The sequence below is a fragment of the Actinoplanes octamycinicus genome, assembly GCF_014205225.1.
Taxonomy (GTDB): domain Bacteria; phylum Actinomycetota; class Actinomycetes; order Mycobacteriales; family Micromonosporaceae; genus Actinoplanes; species Actinoplanes octamycinicus.
This window is the reverse complement of sequence record NZ_JACHNB010000001.1, coordinates 2,337,501-2,358,005: the sequence shown is the minus strand read 5'-3', so window position 1 is coordinate 2,358,005 and position 20,505 is coordinate 2,337,501. Positions and strand designations below refer to the sequence as shown.

15 protein-coding genes, 2 rRNA genes and 1 riboswitch (1 of these 18 cut by a window edge) are annotated in these 20,505 nt (G+C 69.9%); of the genes, 3 read left to right on the top strand and 14 right to left on the bottom strand.

Annotated features, from left to right (window positions below):
• Window positions 1-26: 26 nt before the first annotated feature.
• From BJY16_RS10620 to BJY16_RS10600, 5 genes are read right to left on the bottom strand one after another with little or no spacing between them, the layout of a single operon-like run.
• Window positions 27-1,598 carry an ABC transporter permease gene (locus BJY16_RS10620; RefSeq protein ID WP_185039187.1) on the bottom strand — a complete coding sequence of 524 codons (1,572 nt, stop codon included), beginning with the start codon at window positions 1,596-1,598 and terminating at the stop codon, window positions 27-29.
• A complete protein-coding gene (locus BJY16_RS10615) occupies window positions 1,595-2,500 on the bottom strand; it encodes an ABC transporter ATP-binding protein (protein WP_185039184.1) in 906 nt (301 codons plus the stop codon). The genes BJY16_RS10620 and BJY16_RS10615 overlap by 4 nt, the downstream gene beginning before the upstream one ends.
• On the bottom strand, window positions 2,497-3,111 hold the full coding sequence (locus BJY16_RS10610) for a TetR/AcrR family transcriptional regulator (RefSeq protein ID WP_185039181.1): 615 nt from the start codon (window positions 3,109-3,111) through the stop codon (window positions 2,497-2,499). Before BJY16_RS10610 ends, BJY16_RS10615 begins: the two co-directional genes overlap by 4 nt.
• Window positions 3,112-3,165: 54 nt before the next feature.
• A complete protein-coding gene (locus tag BJY16_RS10605) occupies window positions 3,166-4,065 on the bottom strand; it encodes an ABC transporter substrate-binding protein (protein WP_185039178.1) in 900 nt (299 codons plus the stop codon).
• Complete coding sequence (locus tag BJY16_RS10600) at window positions 4,062-5,987, bottom strand: putative bifunctional diguanylate cyclase/phosphodiesterase (RefSeq protein WP_239177836.1); 1,926 nt, start codon at window positions 5,985-5,987, stop codon at window positions 4,062-4,064. Before BJY16_RS10600 ends, BJY16_RS10605 begins: the two co-directional genes overlap by 4 nt.
• A gap of 112 nt (window positions 5,988-6,099) precedes the next feature.
• Between BJY16_RS10600 and BJY16_RS10595 the strand changes: the two genes are divergently transcribed.
• Window positions 6,100-7,245 (top strand): hypothetical protein, encoded by a 1,146-nt coding sequence (locus tag BJY16_RS10595; RefSeq protein WP_185039173.1) that lies wholly within the window; start codon window positions 6,100-6,102, stop codon window positions 7,243-7,245.
• On the opposite strand, the gene BJY16_RS10590 is transcribed toward BJY16_RS10595, so the two are convergent.
• Together BJY16_RS10590 and BJY16_RS10585 are read right to left on the bottom strand one after the other, a co-directional pair.
• Complete coding sequence (locus BJY16_RS10590; protein WP_185039171.1) at window positions 7,238-7,954, bottom strand: ABC transporter permease; 717 nt, start codon at window positions 7,952-7,954, stop codon at window positions 7,238-7,240. The genes BJY16_RS10595 and BJY16_RS10590 overlap by 8 nt on opposite strands.
• Complete coding sequence (locus BJY16_RS10585) at window positions 7,951-8,643, bottom strand: ABC transporter ATP-binding protein (protein ID WP_185039166.1); 693 nt, start codon at window positions 8,641-8,643, stop codon at window positions 7,951-7,953. The genes BJY16_RS10590 and BJY16_RS10585 overlap by 4 nt, the downstream gene beginning before the upstream one ends.
• A gap of 111 nt (window positions 8,644-8,754) precedes the next feature.
• On the opposite strand from BJY16_RS10585, the gene BJY16_RS10580 reads away from it, so the two are divergent.
• Together BJY16_RS10580 and BJY16_RS10575 are read left to right on the top strand one after the other, a co-directional pair.
• Window positions 8,755-9,873, top strand: a complete 1,119-nt coding sequence (locus BJY16_RS10580; RefSeq protein ID WP_185039163.1) for a sensor histidine kinase — start codon at window positions 8,755-8,757, stop codon at window positions 9,871-9,873.
• Window positions 9,870-10,541: a response regulator transcription factor gene (locus tag BJY16_RS10575; RefSeq protein ID WP_185039160.1), complete on the top strand. Its 672-nt coding sequence runs from the start codon at window positions 9,870-9,872 to the stop codon at window positions 10,539-10,541. The genes BJY16_RS10580 and BJY16_RS10575 overlap by 4 nt, the downstream gene beginning before the upstream one ends.
• Here the strand turns inward: BJY16_RS10575 and BJY16_RS10570 are convergent.
• From BJY16_RS10570 to BJY16_RS10540, 7 genes are all read right to left on the bottom strand, one after another.
• The gene (locus BJY16_RS10570) at window positions 10,533-11,363 is read right to left on the bottom strand and encodes an ATP-binding cassette domain-containing protein (RefSeq protein ID WP_185039157.1); all 831 of its coding nucleotides are present in this window, start codon (window positions 11,361-11,363) and stop codon (window positions 10,533-10,535) included. The genes BJY16_RS10575 and BJY16_RS10570 overlap by 9 nt on opposite strands.
• The gene (locus BJY16_RS10565) at window positions 11,360-12,379 is read right to left on the bottom strand and encodes an ABC transporter permease (protein WP_185039154.1); all 1,020 of its coding nucleotides are present in this window, start codon (window positions 12,377-12,379) and stop codon (window positions 11,360-11,362) included. Before BJY16_RS10565 ends, BJY16_RS10570 begins: the two co-directional genes overlap by 4 nt.
• A 3-nt stretch (window positions 12,380-12,382) precedes the next feature.
• A complete protein-coding gene (locus tag BJY16_RS10560; protein WP_185039152.1) occupies window positions 12,383-13,405 on the bottom strand; it encodes a sugar ABC transporter substrate-binding protein in 1,023 nt (340 codons plus the stop codon).
• A gap of 139 nt (window positions 13,406-13,544) precedes the next feature.
• Window positions 13,545-15,734, bottom strand: a complete 2,190-nt coding sequence (locus BJY16_RS10555) for a discoidin domain-containing protein (protein ID WP_185039151.1) — start codon at window positions 15,732-15,734, stop codon at window positions 13,545-13,547.
• Between the two features lie 374 nt (window positions 15,735-16,108).
• Window positions 16,109-17,533: a glycine hydroxymethyltransferase gene (locus tag BJY16_RS10550; RefSeq protein WP_185039148.1), complete on the bottom strand. Its 1,425-nt coding sequence runs from the start codon at window positions 17,531-17,533 to the stop codon at window positions 16,109-16,111.
• 20 nt (window positions 17,534-17,553) lie between these two features.
• Window positions 17,554-17,644, bottom strand: a riboswitch (ZMP/ZTP riboswitch).
• A gap of 417 nt (window positions 17,645-18,061) precedes the next feature.
• Window positions 18,062-18,178, bottom strand: a 5S ribosomal RNA gene (gene rrf / locus BJY16_RS10545).
• A gap of 104 nt (window positions 18,179-18,282) precedes the next feature.
• Window positions 18,283-20,505 (bottom strand): 23S ribosomal RNA (locus BJY16_RS10540) (it continues 851 nt past the right edge of the window).

Sequence of the window (20,505 nt, the reverse complement as noted above, 5' to 3'; positions counted from 1 at the left end):
CCGGCGGCATCAGCCGCCGGCCGTTCTCACGCCGGGATGTCCCGGCGACGGAGGCTCACCAGTCCCGCGCCGCCGATGACCAGGGCGATCAGGATCAAGACAATGTCCGGTACGGCGGAGAAGCTCGCCGCGGGCAGCTGTGGCACGTGCGTGAACGGCGAGACGTCCATCGCCCACTGCGGAAACTCCAGCAGCGGCCCGACCAGCAGGATCAGCAGGCTCACCGCCACCGTGCCCCAGGACAGGGCGGCGTAGCGCGGCAAGGCGCCGATCAGCAGCACGGTCACCGCGCCCAGCACCCAGACCGCCGGCAGCTGGGCCACCGCGGCGCCCAGCACCGGCCCGAGGTCGCCGAAGGTCGCCCCGGCCAGCGCGCCCTGCGCCACCATCGCCAGCGCCGGCCCGAGCAGCGCGAACAGCAGGTGGCTCGCGGCCCACGAGGTGCGGCTCACCGCGGTGGTCAGGATCAGCTCGGCGTGCCCGTTCTGCTCCTCGTCCCGGATCCGCAGCGCGGCCTGGATCGCGTAGATCGCGACGATCAGCGCGCAGATCCCGGTGGTCGAGGCGAAGTACGCATCGGTGATCGACCCGGTCCCGCCGATCTTGGCGAACGTGTCGGCCACCCCGCTGCTGGTCTCGGCCAGCTGCACCACGCTGGTGCCGACCCCGCCGAAGACCACGCCGAGCGCGGCGAACCCGGCGGTCCAGCCGAGCAGCAGCCCCCGGTGCAGCCGCCAGGCCAGCCCGAGCGGCGAGGCCAGGCCGGCCCCGGCGTGCGCCGGTCCGAGCCGGGAGGCGAGCAGGCCGGCGCCCAGGTCCCGCCTGGTCAGCAGCACCCCGGCCACCGCCACCGCGGCCACCGCGACCAGCAGCGCGAGGACCGCCGGAGCCCAGTCGTCGGCGCCGAACGGCACGATCTTCTGCACCCAGCCGAGCGGGGACAACCAGGCCAGCCAGTCCAGCCGCCCGTCCCCGGCGGCCGAGATGTCGCCGCCCATCCGCAGCACGTAGGCCACCCCGAGCACCAGCACCGCGATCATCCGGGCGCCCCGGGCGCTGCTGGTCAGCTGGGCGGCGATCGCGGCCACCCCGGCGAACAGCCAGCCGCTGAGGGTGAACAGCGCGCCGAACGCCACCGAGCCCTCCACCGGCTCGCCGGCCCCGATCATCGAGCCGGTCACGAGCAGGCCGATGACCAGACAGGCCAGCGCGGTGACCAGCAGCGCCGCGGTCAGCTGGGCCCACCGGCCGACCACGGTGGCCCGGATCAGGTCGCTGCGCCCGGCCTCCTCCTCGGCCCGGGTGTGCCGGATCACGGTGAGCAGCGCGGCCAGCGCGATCATCACCGGGACGAACCCGGCCCGCCAGACCACCAGCTCGCCCAGGCTGTCCCCGGAGAGCGGGCCGTAGAGGCCGGTGAACCCGGCGTTGGCGGCGCTGACGTGCGCGTACTCCAGCCGCTCGGCGTCGGTGGTGAACAGTTTCTGGAAGCCGGCGAGGTAGACCTGCGGCAGGATGCCGAGCAGCAGCACCCAGAGCGGCAGGATGACCCGGTCGCGGCGCAGGATCAGCCGGAGCAGCCGGCCGGTGCCGGTCATCGCGCGCTCCCGGCCGCATCGCGGGTGTAGTGCCGCAGGAACAACTCCTCCAGCGACGGCGGCTGGCTGACCAGACTGCGCACCCCGGCCGCGACCAGGGACTGCAGCGCCGGCTCCAGGGCCTCGGCGTCCACGTCGAAGGCCACCCGCCCGTCCGCGGTGGTCAGGTCGTGCACCCCGGCCAGGCCGGCCAGCCCGTTCACCGGGCCGGTCAGCTCGGCGCGGATCGTGGTCCGGGTCAGGTGCCGCAGGTCGTCCAGGGTGCCGGTCTCCACCGCGCGCCCGTCGCGGATGATGGTCAGCCGGTCGCAGAGCGCCTCGACCTCGGCCAGGATGTGGCTGGAGAGCAGCACGGTCCGGTCGCCGCGCCGTTTCTCCTGCATGATCACCTCGCGGAAGGCCTCCTCCATCAGCGGGTCCAGCCCGGAGGTCGGCTCGTCGAGCAGCAGCAGCTCGACGTCCGAGGCGAGCGCGGCGATCAGCGCCACCTTCTGCCGGTTGCCCTTCGAATAGGTCCGGCCCTTCTTCCGCGGGTCCAGCGCGAACCGCTCGATCAGGTCGTCCCGGCGTTTCGGGTCGAGCCCGCCGCGCAGCCGGCCGAGCAGGTCGATCACCTCGCCGCCGGTCAGGTTGGGCCAGAAGGTGACGTCACCCGGCACGTACGCCAACCGCTGGTGCAGCCGCGTCGCCGCCGCCCACGGGTCGCCGCCGAGCAGCCGGACCCGGCCGCCGTCGTGGCGCATCAGCCCGAGCAGGATCCGGATGGTGGTGGTCTTGCCGGCTCCGTTCGGCCCGAGGAAGCCGTGCACCTCTCCGGTCCGGACCCGCAGGTCCAGCCCGTCCAGGGCGGTGACCTTCCCGAACCGCTTGACGAGTCCCTCGGCATCGATGGCTTCGGTCATGGCTGCTCCCCTTCGTGGAGTGCGAGCCGATCCAGCGCCTTCCTGGCCTGGTCGGCCTGTTCCGGGGTGAGCAGCGGGCGCTCGAAGACCTCCACCGAGGCGCGGACCATCCGCAGCCAGCCGGGCAGCTCGCTGACGTCCTCGCCGAGCACGTCGCTGAGCTGCTCGTGCATCAGGAACATGCCCATCTTCATGGCGGCCACCACGGCGACGAACGCGCGCGGGTCGGCGCTGTCGATGCCGGTCTTCTCCAGCCAGAAGCCGCCGCGGTCGACGGACTCGGCGAACATCTTGCGCCCGGTCGGCGAGCCGTCCATCAGCGAGCGCACCAGGAACCGCTGCAGGGCCATGGTGTCCGGCGGGAGGGCACCCACCACCTGCGTCTCGGCGAACCGGATCTGCAGCTCGGAGATGCGGCTCAGCGCCCACTCGTCGCAGGCGTCGCGCAGCCCCTCCTTGGAGCCGAAGTGGTGCCGGAGCAGGCCGGAGGAGACCCCGGCGGCCTGCGCGATGTCGCGGACCGTGGCGCCGGCGATGCCTCGCTCGGCGAAGAGCCGGATGGCGGCGTCACGGATCCGGGCCCGCGCGGTCAGGTCGCTGTCGCTACTCACATGTGTAGGCTAATACACAAGCGTGTAGCCGCAAGGGTGTCGATGCCCGGTGGCTCAGCGCCCGGCGTTCACCGTCGCCTCGGTCACCGCGCCGGAGCTCAGCCCCCAGCGCTTGAGCAGCTCGCCGTAGGTGCCGGTGGCGATCAGCCGGGCGAGCGCGCCCTGCAGCGCGTCCCGCAGCTGCGGGTTGCTCTTCGCCACCGCGATCCCGAAGAGCCCGGTCTCGTACTGCATGTCCGAGGCGAGCTGGTAGTACATGCTCGTCCGAGCGTCGTTGACCAGGTACGACGCCGGCGGGAAGTCGTTGAGCACGGCCACCGCCCGGCCGGTCCGCAGGTGCACCAGCGCGTCCGCGTTGGTCTTCAGCGCGGTGACCACGATCGGCTCCGCGCCGCAGCTCTTCTGCCGGCGGGCCAGCATGTCCTCCTGGAAGGTGCCGGCCTCCACCGCGACCGGCTTGCCGCACAGGTCGCTGAGGTTCCGGATGTGCGCCGGGTTCCCGCGCTGCACCAGGACCGACGTGCCGGTGCTGAAGTAGTTGACGAAGTCGGCCTTCTTCTCCCGCTCGGCGCTGTCCGTCATCGACGAGAAGACCCCGTCGTAGGTGCCCTTGTTCACCTCGTCGAGCGCGCTGGCGAAGTCGCCGACCACCATCTCCAGCCGGATGCCGAGCACGGCGCCCAGCGCGGCGGCCACGTCCGGCTCGAAACCGATGATGGTCCGCCCGTCCGCGGCGAAGTACTCCATCGGGGCGTAGCTGGCGTCGGTGACCAGCCGGATGAACCCGCGGTCCCGGACACTCTGCGGCAGCTGGGCGCGCAGGGTCTCGTCGGCGGTGACCGCGCCGGTCACATCCAGGCCGGACTCGCTGCTGGTCATCGCGGCGTCGCAGCCGCCGGCCGCGAAGACGGCCAGCACCCCGGTCAGCGCCAGCGCGCGGCGGACAACGTTCATCGGGCGGTCCTCTCGGTGATCGGTTCGACGGCGACCTGCGGCCACGGCACCGGGCGGCCGTACAGCCAGCCCTGCGCCTCGTCGCAGCCGGCCTCGACGAGCCAGCGGTGAATCTCCGGTGTCTCCACGCCCTCGGCGGTGACCCGGCTGCCCAGGCCGTGCGCCAGCTCGATCACCGAGCGGACGATGGCCTGGCCCTGCGGATCCCGGTCGACGTCGGCGACGAACGCCCGGTCGATCTTGATCTCGGTGATCGGCAGCCCGCGCAGGTGCGACAGGCTGGTGTACCCGGTGCCGAAGTCGTCCACCGAGACGCCCACGCCCAGCGCGCCCAGCTCCTTGACCGCCCGGACCGCGGTGTCCACGTCGCCGGCCAGCGCCGTCTCGGTGACCTCCAGGATCAGCCGGTCGGCGCGGGCGCCGGTCTCGGCGAGCAGCGCGGCGACGTACCCGACGAAGCCGGGCGAGTCCAGGTTGCGGGCCGACACGTTGACCGAGAGCGTCCAGTCCTGCCCGGTCGCGGTCCAGCCGGCCTGGTCGGCCAGCGCGCGGCGCAGCACCCACTCGGTGAGCGGCGCGATCAGCCCGGAGTGCTCGGCGGCCGGCAGGAACTCGCCGGGCGGCAGCAGCCCGCGGTCCGGGTGCTGCCAGCGGACCAGCGCCTCGACCCCGGTGATCGTGGCGTCCGGCAGGCCGACCTTGGGCTGGTACCAGAGCACCAGCTCGTCCCGCTCCAGCGCGTGGCGCAGCTCGGCCTGGATCTTCAGCCACTGGTGCGGGTGCCCGGCCGTCCCGCCGGCGAACACCACGATGTCCTCGGTGCCGCGCTTGCCGTGGTACATGGCGGCGTCCGCGCGCAGCTTCAGATCTTGCAGGCCGGTCCCGTGCTCCGGGTAGAGCGCGATGCCGAAGCTGGCCTCCATGCTCAGCGGCACGCCGTCCAGCACCAGCTCGTCGGCGACCCGGTCACGGATCCGTTCCAGCAGCGCCACCGCCTGCCCGGCGTCCCGGCCGGGCAGCAGCATGGCGAACTCGTCGCCGCCCAGCCGGGCCAGCAGGTCGCCGTCGCCCAGCCCGGCGCGCAGCCGCTCGGCGACCACCCGCAGCAGCTCGTCACCGGCGTGGTGGCCGAGCGTGTCGTTGACCTCCTTGAACCGGTTCAGGTCGAGCAGCACCACGGCGCCGTGCCCGCCGTCGCGTTCGGCGGCCGCGAGCACCTGCTCGGCCCGGATCCGGTACGCCGACCGGTTCGGCAGCCCGGTCAGCATGTCGTGCGTCGCTTGGTACTCCTGCTGGGCCGCGTACCGGCCCAGCGACCGGGTGGTCCACCAGGCCAGCAGGGCCAGCACCAGGTAGAGCGCGGCCAGGCCGCCGGCCACCCGCTTGGCGAAACCGGCCAGCTGGGCCCGCGACTGCGCGGCGATCCCCTGGTAGGGCAGATACAGCTCGAGCACCCCGATGGCCTGCCCGGACGCGCTGGCCACCAGCGGCTGCACCACCCGGATCACCTCCTGGCCGGGCCCGCCGATCACCTTGACCCGCGATCCGCCGGCCGCCGCGGCCGTGAAGTCCGGGTCCGCCACCGGCAGCCCGCCACTGGTCGACCCGTCGTCGGAGAACACCACCTGCCCGGTGAACCCGCGCACCCGCAGCCGCAGGATCGAGCCGTGGAAGACGGCCAGCTCGGTGGCCCGCCGCATGCCCTCCAGCTGGCTGGTGGTCAGCCCGTGCTCGAGGTCGGCGCCGTCCATCGCCGGGGCGACCGCCATCTCGGCGATCACCGCGGCCTGCGCCAGCCCCTGCCGCCGGCCCTGCTCGGTGGCGTCCCGGCGATATCCCTGCCACATCACCGCGCCCAGCACCATCACCGGGATCAGGCTGGCGGCAGCGTAGGTGGCGAACAGGCGGGAACTGGTCCGCACGCCTGCCCGCCGTCGGACTCGGCGCAACCGCATGCGTGACTGATCGACGCCGGACGGTACCGGCTGAGACTTTCACCGCATCCCCGCCGGGCGCCGCGCCGTTTGATTCGACATGCGTATCTCACAGCGGTTGCGGGTCGCGCTCACCGCCGGCCTCGTCCTGGCCGGCACGGTCCTCGGCTGGTCACCAGCCCGGGCGGCGGAGGTCGGCACCGAGTCGCGGAGCCTGCCGTCGTTCAACGGCTCGGTCTACGCGGTCGCGTTCCGGGGCAGCACGGTGTACGTCGGCGGGAACTTCACCGCGGCCACCACGCACGGGCGGCGGGTGGCCCGGGCCCGGCTGGCCGCCTTCGACGCGACCAGCGGTGAGCTGCTGGACTGGGCGCCGACCGCGGACCGGACGGTACGCGCGCTGGCCACCATCGGCGACGCGGTCTACGCGGCCGGCGACTTCGGCACGGTCTCCGGAGTCGAACGCGACGCGCTGGCCCGGTTCGACGCCGGCACCGGCGAGCTGGACGAGTTCGCGCACGAGGTGGACGGCTCGCCGCGCGCGCTGGCGATCTCGCAGGGCCGGCTCTTCCTGGGTGGCGACTTCACCGCGGTGGACGGCGAGGAGCGGTCCCGGCTGGCCGCCTTCCGGCTCGGCGACGGCGAACTGGACGAGGACTGGACGCCGTCCGCGGACGCGCCGGTCTACGCCCTGGCCACCGCCGGCCGCCGGGTCTACCTGGGCGGGAGCTTCCACCGTACGAACAATGTCGCGTCCACCCGGCGGCTGTCCGCGGTCGACGCCCGCAGCGGCGCCCTGGTCCGGGGTTTCCGGCCGCAACCCGCCGCGGTCGTCTACGCGGTGGCGGTCGACGGCGACGGCGTCTACGCCGGGCTGGGCGGCCTCGGCGGCCGGGCCGAGTCGTGGACCCTGGACGGCCGGCCGCGCTGGTCCCGCACCTTCGACGGCGACGTCCAGGCGGTCGCCGCGCTGGACGGCACCGCCTACGTCGGCGGCCACTTCGACCGGGCCTGCACCAGCCCGGACATGGACAAGTTCGGCGACTGCGTGGACGACTCCCGGTCCCGGGTCAAGCTCGCCGCGATCGACGGCGACGGCGACCTGACCGACTGGGCCCCGCAGGCCAACGGCGTCCAGGGCGTCCGCGCGCTGACCGCCAGCCCGTCCCTGGGCGTGATCGCGGCGGGCGGCGACTTCACCATGATCGGCGGCGACACCCACCACCGGGTGGCCACCTTCAACTGACGTCCCGGCGGATCGTGGTGGCCACCGCGGCCGCCACGAACGCCACGACATAGCCGCTCAGCGCCAGCGCCGCCGACCAGGCCGACGGGAACCCCTGCCCGCCCAGCCCCTCCAGGGCCGGCCCGAGCCGGAACGGCAGCCAGCTCAGCGCGTCCTCGAACAGCTGGCCGACGATCCCCTCGACCAGGGCGATCCAGGCCAGCGCGCCGGCGATCGCGGCGAGCGGGTTGGTGACCAGCGCGCCCACCCCGACGCCCAGCGCGGCGAAGGCCACGTTCCAGCCGACCGCGCCGCCGGCCGCCTGCCACAGGTCGGCGCCCCAGGCCATCGTGCCGCCCTTCGCGGCCACCCAGATCGCCGTGGCGGCCACCGCCACGGTCGCCGCGACCAGGCCGAAGACCAGGCCGGCGACGACGTTGACGGCCAGCTTGGCGAGCACCACCCGCTCCCGGCGCGGCTCGGTCAGGTAGGTGTCGGTGATCGTCCGGTGCCGGTACTCACCGGACACCGCGAGGATGCCGAGCACCAGCGCGAAGATCGAGACCAGGCCGGCGTGCGCGATCGCGTCCCGCTGGCCGTCCGCGGTGAGCCCGCCCGCCTGGCCGAGCATCAGGCCGCTCACCCCGGCGATCACCACCAGCTGCGCGGCGAGCAGAAGCACCCACGGGCTCCGTACCGTCCGCAGCTTGCGGACCTCCGCGGCGATCACGACGCGTTCCCGGTCAGCCGCAGGAACGCCGACTCCAGCCCGTCCAGCTCGGTGAGCGGCCCGGCGTGGCGCAGCGTGCCGTCGCCGAGGATCAGCACCCGGTCCACCGTCTGCTGCACCTCGGCCAGCACGTGACTGGAGATCAGCACGGTCCGGCCCTGGGCGGCCAGGGTGCGCAGCAGCGTCCGCAGCCAGGCCACCCCGGCCGGGTCCAGCCCGTTCGCCGGCTCGTCCAGGATCAGCACCTCCGGGTCGCCGAGCAGCGCGCCGGCCAGGCCCAGCCGCTGCCGCATGCCGAGGGAGTAGCCGCCGGTCCGCCGGTCCGCGTCGGCGGTCAGGCCGACCTCGTCCAGGACCAGGCCGACCCGGGTCCGGGGCAGGCCGGCCGCCTCGGCGGTGGCCAGCAGGTGCTGCCGGGCGGTCCGGCCGGGATGGAACCCGGAGGCCTCCAGCAGGGCGCCGACCACGCTGCGCGGCCGGTCCAGGTCGCGGTAGGCGCGGCCGCCGATCACGGCGCTGCCGGCGGTCGGCCGGACCAGGCCGAGCAGCATCCGCAGCGTGGTGGTCTTGCCGGCCCCGTTGGGACCCAGGAAGCCGGTGACGCCGGGGGTGATGGTGCAGGTCAGATCGCGTACGGCGGAGACCGTGCCGAATCTCTTGGTCAGTCCCCGCAACTCGATGTCGGTCATGCCGCCGACTGTCCCGGTTTCCCGGCCGGCGCACGTCGCCCGCCCGGGGCATCTTGCGGATACCGCGCTCGCGGTATGCCCCGGCGGCCCGCCGGACCGTACCGTGTGGACATGCGGTTCCACAGCCGTCCACAGGTGATGGACGCCGCCATCGCGGCGACGATCGCCCTGGTCGTGCTGATCACCTCGGCGTTCCCCGGTCACCTGCGCAACCCGGTGGCGCTCGCCCTGGTCGCCGCCACCTGCCTGCCGCTGGTCTGGCGCCGCCGGTGGCCGGTCCCGGTGCTGCTGGCCGCCACCGTGGCCGCCGAGGGCTACCTGGGCTGGGTGCCCGGCGGCGCCGGGCTGCTGGTCTTGGCCGCGCCGCTGCTCGCCCTCTACACCGTGGTGGAGACCCGCGGCCGGCGGCACCCGTGGCTGATCGCCTGCCTGGTGGTGGCCGCGATCGGGGCATTCCACACCGCGGTCCGGGCCGACCACTGGCTGGGCCCGGAGAACCTGGCGCTGGCCGCCCTCGGCGGCGTCGCGGTGGCCGCCGGCGAGGCCGCCCGCAACCGCCGGCTCTACCTGGCCGAGGCGCTGCTGCGGGCCGAGGAGCGGCTGGCCGCCGAGCGCCTGCGGATCGCGCGGGACCTGCACGACAGCGTCGGCCACCACCTCGCGCTGATCAACGTGCAGGCCGGGGTGGCCGCCCACCTGGCGGCCGGCGATCCGGCCGGGGCCACCTTCGAGCAGATCCGGCGGGGCAGCCGGGACGCGCTGGCCGAGCTGCGCGACGCGGTCAGCCTGCTGCGCCGGCCCGGCGAGCCGGCCGCGCCGGTCGAGCCGGCGGTCGGCCTGGCCGCCCTGGACGACCTGCTCACGGCGTTCCGCCGGTCCGGGTTGACGATCTCCTTCGTCCGGCAGGAGGACGCGCCGCCGATCCCGCCCGCCGCCGACGTGGTCGCCTACCGGGTGGTCCAGGAGTCGCTGACCAACGTCGCCCGGCACGCCGGCCCCACCGCGGTCCGGCTCACCCTCCGGCACGAGGCCGGCACCCTGACCGTGGTTGTGGAAAACGACCGCCCGCCTGTGGACAGCCCTGTGGACAACCGAGTTTCCACAGGTAGTCACGGCCTGCTGGGGATGCGCGAGCGGGTCACCGCCCTGGGCGGCGAGTTCCACGCCGGGCCGCGGGCGATCGGCGGCTTCCGGGTCAGCGCCACCCTGCCCACCGGTGCCGCCGCATGATCAGAGTCGGTCTCGCGGACGACCAGCCGCTGCTGGTGGCCAGCTTCGCCACGCTGATCGCCTCGACCCCCGGGATGACCGTGGCCGGCACCGCCCGGACCGGTCACGAGGCGGTCGCGCTGGCCCGCTCCCCCGGCGCCGACGTGTTGCTGATGGACATCCGGATGCCGGAACTGGACGGCCTGGCCGCCACCCGGCTGATCACCGCCGACCCGGCACTGGCCGGCGTCCGGGTGCTGATCCTGACCACGTTCGAGATCGACGAGTACGTCTTCGCCGCCCTGCGCTGCGGCGCGAGCGGTTTCCTCGGCAAGAGCGCCGAACCGGCCGAGCTGCTGCACGCCGTCGAGGTGGTGCACCGGGGCGACGCGCTGCTCACCCCGGCCGCCACCCGCAGCCTGATCGCGCGCTATCTGGCCCGCCCCGAGCAGGGCGCGGCGCCCGCCCCGGAACGCCTGGCCGCGCTCACCGAGCGGGAGCGCGAGGTGCTGCTGCTGGTCGGCTCCGGGTTGTCCAACCAGGACATCGCCGAGCACCTGACGGTCAGCCCGCACACGGTGAAGACCCACGTCAACCGCGCGATGACCAAGCTGGGCGCGCACGACCGCGCCCAGCTGGTGATCGCCGCGTACGAGGCCGGACTGATCCGCCCCAGCGGGTCACGCTGACGGGGTCGCCGCGCCGGGCGGGGTCTCTGGCGGCGTGCCCGCGTCGGCCGGCGAGTCGGCGCCGGGCGGCGCGGCGGCGCCCGTCATGATCGCGACGGCGTCCGACATCGAGTGCGAGGACGGGGTGATCACCGCGATCCGGCGGCCCAGCCGCTGGATGTGGATCCGGTCCGCGACCTCGAAGACGTGCGGCATGTTGTGGCTGATCAGAATCACCGGCAGGCCGCGGTCCCGGACGTCGCGGATCAGCTGGAGGACCCGGTTGCCCTCCTTGACGCCGAGCGCCGCGGTCGGCTCGTCGAGGATCACCACCTTGCTGCCGAACGCGGCGGCCCGGGCCACCGCGACCGCCTGCCGCTGACCACCGGAGAGCGACTCGACGGCCTGCCCGATGTTCTGCAGGGTGGCCACGCCCAGCTCGCTCATGTGCCGGGCGGCCTCCTCGCGCATGTGCCGCCGGTCCAGCATCCGGAAGATCGATCCCAGCGGGCCGGAGCGCCGCTCCTCCCGGCCGAGGAACAGGTTGTCCGCGATGTCCAGGCCGGGCGCGACGGCCAGGGTCTGGTAGACGGTCTCGATGCCGGCCTCGCGGGCCTCCATCGGGTTGCGGAAGCTGACCGGCACGCCGTCCAGCCGGATCTCGCCGCTGTCCGGGATCAGCGCGCCGGAGAGCGCCTTGATCAGGCTGGACTTGCCGGCGCCGTTGTCCCCGATCACCGCGAGGATCTCGCCGGGCAGCAGCTCCAGGTCGCTGCCGTCGATCGCGACGACCCGCCCGTACCGCTTGGTGAGGCCCTTGGCCTGCAGAACCGGCTGGGTCATGCCTTCACCTTCCTGATCCACTGGTCCAGCGAGACCGCGATCAGCACCAGCAGGCCGATCGCGAAGCCCTGCCAGACCACCGCGACGCCGGCCAGCTGCAAGCCGTTGCGGAACACCCCGACGATCAGCGCGCCGATCAGCGTGCCGATCACCCCGCCGCGCCCGCCGAACAGGCTGGTCCCGCCGAGCACCACCGCGGTGATCGAGTCCAGGTTGTACTCGGTGCCGACGTTCGGGCTGGCCGAGGCAAGCCGGCCGATCAGGATCCAGCCGCCGATCGCGTAGAGCAGTCCGGCCACCGTGTAGACCGAGAAGAGCACCCGTCCGGTACGGATGCCGGCCAGCCGAGCCGCCTCCACGTCGTCCCCGGTGGCGTAGACGTGCTTGCCCCACGCGGTCCGCCCGAGCGCGTACCAGAAGAAGGCGAACAGCAGCAGCATGATGATCGAGCCGTAGCTGAGCTGGAAGCTCCCGAGCGCGATGGCGTCACCGGTCCAGGTCATCAGGCCGGGCATGTCCGAGCCGCGCACCGTCTCGCTGTTGCTGACCACCGAGTTCAGCGAGAAGAAGATGGTCAGCGTGCCGAGCGTGACGATGAACGGCGGCAGTTTGATCCGGGTCACCAGCGCCCCGTTGATCGCGCCCATCGCGGTGCCGCAGGCGAAGCCGAGCAGCAGCGCGAGCACCCCGGGCATCCCGCCCTTGACGCAGAACTGGGCCATCAGCACCGAGGAGAAGACCGCGATCGCGCCGGCCGACAGGTCGATCCCGGCGGTCAAGATGATCATCGTCTGCCCCAGCGCGATCGTGGCGATCACGGTGACCTGCAGGAGCACCAGCGACAGGTTCGCCGCGGCGAAGAACCGGGTGTTCACGATCGAGAAGGCGATGATCGCCAGGATCAGTACGGCGAGCGGCCCGAGGACCGGGTTGCCGTGCAGCGTGTGCTGCAGCCGCAACCCGAACGAGTCGTGCCGGCGTACGTCGAACCCGGCCGCGGTGGACGTCGTGCTCAAGGCTCACCCCCAGCAGTTCTGCTTGCCCCACGCGGAGTCCTTGGCCTCCACGCCGGATTGCGGGTCGTCGGTGATCAGCTGGACGCCGGTGTCGACGAAGTCCTTGCCGGCGGTGTTCTGCGGTTTGGTGCCGTCCTTGGCGTACTGCGCGATGGCCTCGATGCCGAGCTGGGCCATCTTGATCGGGAACTGCATCGAGGTGGCCCCGATGACCCCGTTCGCCACGTTGTCGACGCCCGGGCAGCCGCCGTCGATCGAGACGATGGTGACGTCCTTCTCCTTGCCGGCCGCCTTGAGCGCCTGGTAGGCCCCGGCCGCGGCGGGCTCGTTGATCGTGTAGACCAGGTTGATCGACGAGTCCTTCTGGAGCAGGTTCTCCATCGCGGTACGGCCGCCCTCCTCGTTGCCGTCGGTGACGTCGTGCCCGGCGATCCGCGGGTCGTTCTCGTCGCCGATCCGGTTCGGGTCGCCGTTCGGGATCCCGAACCCCTCGAGGAAGCCCTGGTCGCGTTTGACGTCGACGGAGACCTGGTTCGGGTTGAGGTCGAGCATGGCGATCTTCGCCTGCTTGCCGTCCTTGGCGAACTTGGCCTTGGCCCACTCGCCGATCAGCTTGCCGGCCTGGTAGTTGTCGGTCGCGAAGGTGGCGTCCGCGGCGTCCGGCGGGTCGACCGGGGTGTCCAGCGCGATCACCAGCATGCCCGCCTTGTGCGCCCGGTCCAGCGAGGGCACGATCGCCTTCGAGTCGTTCGGCGTGATCAGGAAGCCCTCGGCGCCGTAGGAGATCAGGTTCTCGATCGCCTGCACCTGCGCCTCGTTGTCGCCGTCCACCTTCCCGGCGAAGGTCAGCAGATCCAGGCCCTGTTCGTCGGCGGCCTGCTCGGCGCCGTGCTTCATGGTCACGAAGAACGGGTTGGTATCGGTCTTGGTGATCAACCCGACCACCGGCTCACCGGTGCCGCGGTTGCAGGCCGCGCCGGCCAGCACCAGCGTCACGCAGCCGGCGACCGCCATCAGCCTGCGCATGTCGCCTCCGCTACATCGAGGGACAACGTTGCCTTGGAGTAGACGCCCGAGGCTTCGGCGATGTCAACACGGCGTTGTGTTCTTGTTGCATAAAGTGATCGGGGGCCGCCGATGGCGACCCCCGATCGATATCAGTCGGTCAGTTGAAGCTGGTGACGTAGACCGGAACCGTCGCGGTGCCCTGCGCCGCGGCGCCGGTGTTGTTCACCACGTGGTCGATCACGCCGTTGCCGCCGAGCGACACGGTCAGCAGGTTGTGCAGCTTGACCCCGGAGTTCACCGGCACCTCGAAGCCGCGGTCCGAGTGGATGCTCGGGTCCACGTTGAAGTAGCAGTAGCTGCCCAGCGCCCACGCCTCGTGGTTGGTCACCGAGTCGGCCACCTTGTACGCGGCGTACCCCTTCGCCCCGCTGCGCCAGGCCGCCTGCGACGGCGGGTCGTACGGCTGCTCGTTCTGCAGGAAGTAGGTGCGGCCACCGTTGCCGTTCCAGATGACCTCGTACTTCTGGTAGTGCTCGACGAACAGCCCGTACGCGGTCACGTTCTGACCGTTGACGATCAGCCCACTGTCGGCCGTGTTGATCGTCCAGCCGTAGGTCCCGGCGTTGCCGTGGTCGGCCCGCCACGCCCAGATGTGGTCGATGATCGTGTTGTTGCTGTTCACCAGCAGGCTGTTGGTCGCCTTGCCGGCGATCGAGCCACCGATCCGGAAGAACACGTCCTGCACGGTGGTCGGGTTCGCCGCGTGGTTCGCCGACGACCCGTTCGGGCCGATCACCAGCAGGTTCGCCGAGTTGGTGGTGCCCGCGTCGAAGAGCAGGCCGGCCACCTTCACGCCGTCCACATCGGCCACCTGCATCGGGGTGACGCCGTTGTCCGGGATGATGGTCGCGTAGCCGAGGCCCATCACCACGGTGTTCGCCCGGGTCACGTTGATCGTCTGGTTCACGTGGTAGACGCCCGGCTGGAAGATCAGGTTGAGACCCTGCGCCAGCGCCTGGTTGATCGTCGCCGCGCTGTCGCCCGGCTTGGCCACGTAGAACTGCGAGAGCGGGATGCTGGTACCCGGCGTGTTGCCGTTCGCCCAGCTCACGCCGGACGCGTTGGTCTGCAGGCTGGGCACGAAGACCGCGTAGTCCGCACCGGCCAGGTAGAGGTACGGCTTCTCCCGGATCACCGGAGCGCTGCCGATCGTGGTGTACGGCGGGTTCGGGAAGCTGTTCGCCGGAGCACCCTGCACACCGACGAAGGTCTGGTTCCAGACCGCGTTGGAGTTCGAGCCGATCTGGCTGTTCCGGGTGAACCACTGCTGCTGCGAGTACTGACCCTCGACACCGCTGATCCGCGAGTCGGCGATGTAGCCGCCGGAGGCCCAGCCGTAGCCGTTCGGCGCCAGGTTCAGGTCACCGTGCACGTCCATCCGGCGGAACGGGGCCGCCTGGGAGACCGCCCACCGGTTGGCGCCGGAGACCGGGTAGAGCGAGATGTTCTCCACCGACCGCCAGAAGTTCTGGGTCGCGTTGCCCTGGAACCAGCCGGCGTCCACGGTGATGTCCCCGTTGATCCGCACGTCCTGCGGGTTCTGGCCGAGACCGATCACCGAGGTGTTGAACCCGACCTGGATGTTCAGGCCGTTGTAGGTGCCCGGCTTGAAGGCCAGCAGGTTGCGCTGGGTGCCGAACTGGTTGGTCTCCTGCTGCTTGAAGATCGCGTCGGCCTGGGCCTGGATGGTCGCGCTCGACATGCTCGGGTCGAAGACGGTCACCTGGGCGCCGAGGCTGCCGCCACCGGGCAGGGTGGGGCCGGTCGGCGTCGGGGTCGGCGAGGTCGGCGTGGTGGTGCCGCCGCCGTAGACCTTGAACTCGTAGAGCGAGTAGCCGTAGCCGGTGGTCCGCTGGGTGCCGTACATCCGCACGTAGCGGCCGGCGCCGGTGACCGACAGGTTCTGGTTGCCGCCGGTCGAGGTGGTGGTCGAGTAGATCGACGTCCAGCTCGACGCGTTGTCCGACACCTGGATCTGGAACGCCTTCGCGGCCGCGGTCTCCCAGAACAGCTCGACCCGGCTGATCGACTGCGAGCTGCCCAGGTCCACCTGGAGCCACTGCGGGTCGGAGAAGGCGGACGACCAGCGGCTGCCGGCGTTGCCGTCGACGGCCTCGGAGGCCAGGTAGGCGCCGGGCGCCTCGGTGGACGAGGCGGTGGCCGGCTTGCCCTGCGACAGCAGCGTCTCCGCGGCTGAGGCGCCGGTCATGGTGATCGCGGCATAACCGGCGACGACGGCGGCGGTCACGCCGACGATCGCGCCGCTCCGCCAGCGGGAGCGTCTCATGGGGGTCTCCTAGGGGGAGGACGGGAGGGGACAGCACGTGGGGACTAGAAGATGGGAGAGCGCTCACCCAGGCCACGACGCTAAGAGTCGTTACCAATCGATGTCCAGGATGTTGCGAGGTTCCGGAACCGGTAACGAGCAACCGCGAAATCGATCTCCTGTTCCCGCCGTCCACATCGTTCGCCCAGGTCAGGCCACTGCCGCGAGGGTCACCGACGAGATTCACGGCGGGCGATAACAGCTTGTCCGAAACCGGTTCCGGCTCGTCTCGCTAAAACAGGCTTTCGGTACGAACCCGGAGCATCCGTGCGGGGCAACGAAAAAACCCGCCGTGGCCGGGTCACGGCCACGACGGGTTTCGGAACGCCGGCGGATCAGCCGAGGCTGACCGACGGGTAGAGCGGGAACGGGGCGAGCAGGTCGGCGGCCTGTTTCGAGACGCCCTCGGCGAGCGCCGGGTCCAGGGTGAACTTGGCCTTGGACGCCGGGTCCGGCGTGGTGCCGGCCAGCACGGTGTGGATCAGCTCGGCGATCTGGTCCATCTCGGCGACGCCCAGCCCGCGGCTGGTCAGCGCCGGGGTGCCGATCCGGATGCCGGAGGTGTACCAGGCGCCGTTCGGGTCGGACGGGATCGCGTTCCGGTTGGTGACGATGCCGCTGTCCAGCAGGGCCTGCTCGGCCTGCCGGCCGGTCAGCCCGAACGGGTGCACGTCGAGCAGCACCAGGTGGTTGTCGGTGCCGCCGGAGACCAGCTGCACGCCCCGCTTGCGCAGGCCCTCGGCGAGCGCCTGGCTGTTGGTCACGATCTGCTGGGCGTAGTCGGCGAACTCCGGCCGGCGGGCCTCGGCGAACGCGATCGCCTTGGCGGCCATCACGTGCGGCAGCGGGCCACCGAGCACCATCGGGCAGCCCCGGTCCACCTGCGAGGAGAGCTCCGGCTGGCAGAGCACCGCACCACCGCGCGGGCCGCGCAGGCTCTTGTGCGTGGTGGTGGTGACGATGTGCGCGTGCGGGATCGGGTTGTAGTCCCCGGTGAACACGCCACCGGCGACCAGACCGGCGAAGTGCGCCATGTCGACCATGAAGGTCGCGCCCACCTCGTCGGCGATCTCCCGCATCTTCGCGAAGTTCACCTTGCGCGGGTACGCCGAGTAGCCACCCACGATCACCGCCGGCTTGAACTCCTTGGCGGTCTCCCGCAGCGCGGCGTAGTCGATCTGGCCGGTCGCCGGGTCGACGCCGTAGGACCGCTGGTCGAACATCTTGCCGGAGATGTTCGGCCGGAACCCGTGGGTGAGGTGGCCACCGGCGTCCAGCGACATGCCCAGCAGCCGCTGGTTGCCGAAGGCCTGGCGCAGCTCGGCCCACTCGGCGTCGGTGAGGTCGTTGATCTGCCGCTTCTCGAACTTCTTCAGGTACGGCACCTCGACTCGGTCGGCCAGGATCGCCCAGTAGGCCACCAGGTTCGCGTCGATGCCGGAGTGCGGCTGGACGTACGCGTACGGCGCCCCGAACAACGCCTTGGCGTGCTCCACGGCCACCGACTCGACAGTGTCCACGTTCTGGCAGCCGGCGTAGAACCGGCGCCCGATGGTGCCCTCGGCGTACTTGTCGGACAACCAGTTACCCATGGCCAGCAGAACCGCCGGCGAGGCGTAGTTCTCACTCGCGATCAGCTTCAGCGACTCACGCTGGTCGGTCAGCTCCTTCGCGATCGCGTCAGCGATACGCGGCTCAACAGACCGCACCACATCGAGCGCGGCCCGGAACGCGGTGGATTCAGCATTCAGCTCAGACATAGGACCTCCCTATCACGCAGGTAGAAGGCCCAGGCGCACGGCAAGTCGTCATCTCGACGAGGCCGCTCCCCAATGGTCACCCATCCGAACGCGCCAGTCACGGCCCACCCCAAGCATACTCACCCACCCCCCACCCCCAACCCCCAAAAGCCACCACCCCCAAATTGGCCCCCACACCCCCGACCCAAGACAACCGCACCTTTACTCAAACCCCAGCCCCTCACCACGCAAGCCGCCCCTCCCCGTGGATGCGCCGGCCCCACCACCACCCGCACCAACGCACCAACGCACCAACGCACCACCCGAACCCCGGACGGCCTCCCCAAAGATGCCCTTGATGTCGCGGCAGTCCCGGTGAGTAGGCAAGGTTCGGGCGGGGAGGGCCATTCGGAGGTATCAAGCCTGACGGCCTTCGAATGGCCCTCCCCGCCCGAACCGTCCCCCACGCGAACAACCGCACCCACAGTTTTTGGGTAGCAAAAAAGAAACGCCCACCCGGAACCCCGGGTGGGCGTTTCTCGACGTTAAGTCCGGCGGCGTCCTACTCTCCCACACCCTCCCGAGTGCAGTACCATCGGCGCTGGAGGGCTTAGCTACCGGGTTCGGAATGTAACCGGGCGTTTCCCCTCCGCTATGACCACCGAAACAGCCATCAGCAGAACCAACCAGCAACCCGGTGATTGTTCACCAACCGGGGTGGTTGTTCGTTTGCTGTGAATCACACAGTGGACGCAAGCAGAAAATTTAGGGTGGTTAAGCCCTCGGCCTATTAGTACCGGTCAACTCAACACGTTACCGTGCTTACATCTCCGGCCTATCAACCCAATAGTCTCTTGGGGGCCTTACCCACTCAAGGTGGTGGGATACCTCATCTCGAAGCGAGCTTCCCGCTTAGATGCTTTCAGCGGTTATCCCTTCCGAACGTAGCCAACCAGCCGTGCCCTTGGCAGAACAACTGGCACACCAGAGGTTCGTCCGTCCCGGTCCTCTCGTACTAGGGACAGCCCTTCTCAAGTATCCAACGCGCACGGCGGATAGGGACCGAACTGTCTCACGACGTTCTAAACCCAGCTCGCGTACCGCTTTAATGGGCGAACAGCCCAACCCTTGGGACCTGCTACAGCCCCAGGATGCGACGAGCCGACATCGAGGTGCCAAACCATCCCGTCGATATGGACTCTTGGGGAAGATCAGCCTGTTATCCCCGGGGTACCTTTTATCCGTTGAGCGACACCGCTTCCACACGCAAGTGCCGGATCACTAGTCCCGACTTTCGTCCCTGCTCGACCCGTCAGTCTCACAGTCAAGCTCCCTTGTGCACTTACACTCAACACCTGATTGCCAACCAGGCTGAGGGAACCTTTGGGCGCCTCCGTTACCCTTTAGGAGGCAACCGCCCCAGTTAAACTACCCACCAGACACTGTCCCTCGACCCGATCAGGGCCGCAAGTTAGATACCCAAACCCAACAGAGTGGTATTTCAACAACGCCTCCACCCGAACTGGCGTCCGAGCTTCACCGGCTCCCACCTATCCTACACAATCGAATTCAGATACCAATGTCAAGCTATAGTAAAGGTCCCGGGGTCTTTCCGTCCTGCCGCGCGTAACGAGCATCTTTACTCGTACTGCAATTTCGCCGGGCCTGTGGTTGAGACAGTGGGGAAGTCGTTACGCCATTCGTGCAGGTCGGAACTTACCCGACAAGGAATTTCGCTACCTTAGGATGGTTATAGTTACCACCGCCGTTTACTGGCGCTTAAGTTCTCCGCTTCGCCCCGAAGAGCTAACAGGTCCCCTTAACGTTCCAGCACCGGGCAGGCGTCAGTCCATATACATCGTCTTACGACTTGGCATGGACCTGTGTTTTTAGTAAACAGTCGCTTCCCCCTGCTCTCTGCGGCCATACCACGCTCCACCAGCAAGTGGCTTCACGCGTCCGGCCCCCCTTCTCCCTAAGTTACGGGGGCAATTTGCCGAGTTCCTTAACCACAGTTCACCCGTCGCCTCGGTATTCTCTACCTGACCACCTGTGTCGGTTTAGGGTACGGGCCGCTCGAAACATCGCTAGAGGCTTTTCTCGGCAGCATAGGATCAATGACTTCACCAGAACGGCTCGGCATCACGTCTCAGCCTATATGCACCGCGGATTTGCCTACGGTACGGCCTACACGCTTACCCCGGCACAACCACCGGCCGGGATCATCTACCTTCCTGCGTCACCCCATCACTAAACTACTACCCAACAAGGTCCTAGTCTCCCGCATCGCCGGCCGAAGCCATTGAATTGATCAAGTAGTTAGTATATTGAGGTTCGTCTTGGGCGTTTCTTTGCGGGTACGGGAATATCAACCCGTTATCCATCGACTACGCCTCTCGGCCTCGCCTTAGGCCCCGACTCACCCAGGGCGGATTAGCCTGGCCCTGGAACCCTTGGTCATCCGGCGGAAGGGGTTCTCACCCTTCATTCGCTACTCATGCCTGCATTCTCACTCGTACAGCGTCCACGGCTGGATCACTCCGCCGCTTCACCCGCTGCACGACGCTCCCCTACCCATCCACACTAGGTGTGAATGCCACAGCTTCGGCGGTGTGCTTGAGCCCCGCTACATTGTCGGCGCGGAACCACTTGACCAGTGAGCTATTACGCACTCTTTAAAGGGTGGCTGCTTCTAAGCCAACCTCCTGGTTGTCCATGCGATCCCACATCCTTTTCCACTTAGCACACGCTTAGGGGCCTTAGCTGGCGATCTGGGCTGTTTCCCTCTCGACTACGAAGCTTATCCCCCGCAGTCTCACTGCCGCGCTCTCACTTACCGGCATTCGGAGTTTGGCTGATTTCAGTAAGCTTGTGGGCCCCCTAGACCATCCAGTGCTCTACCTCCGGCAAGAAACACGCGACGCTGCACCTAAATGCATTTCGGGGAGAACCAGCTATCACGGAGTTTGATTGGCCTTTCACCCCTAACCACA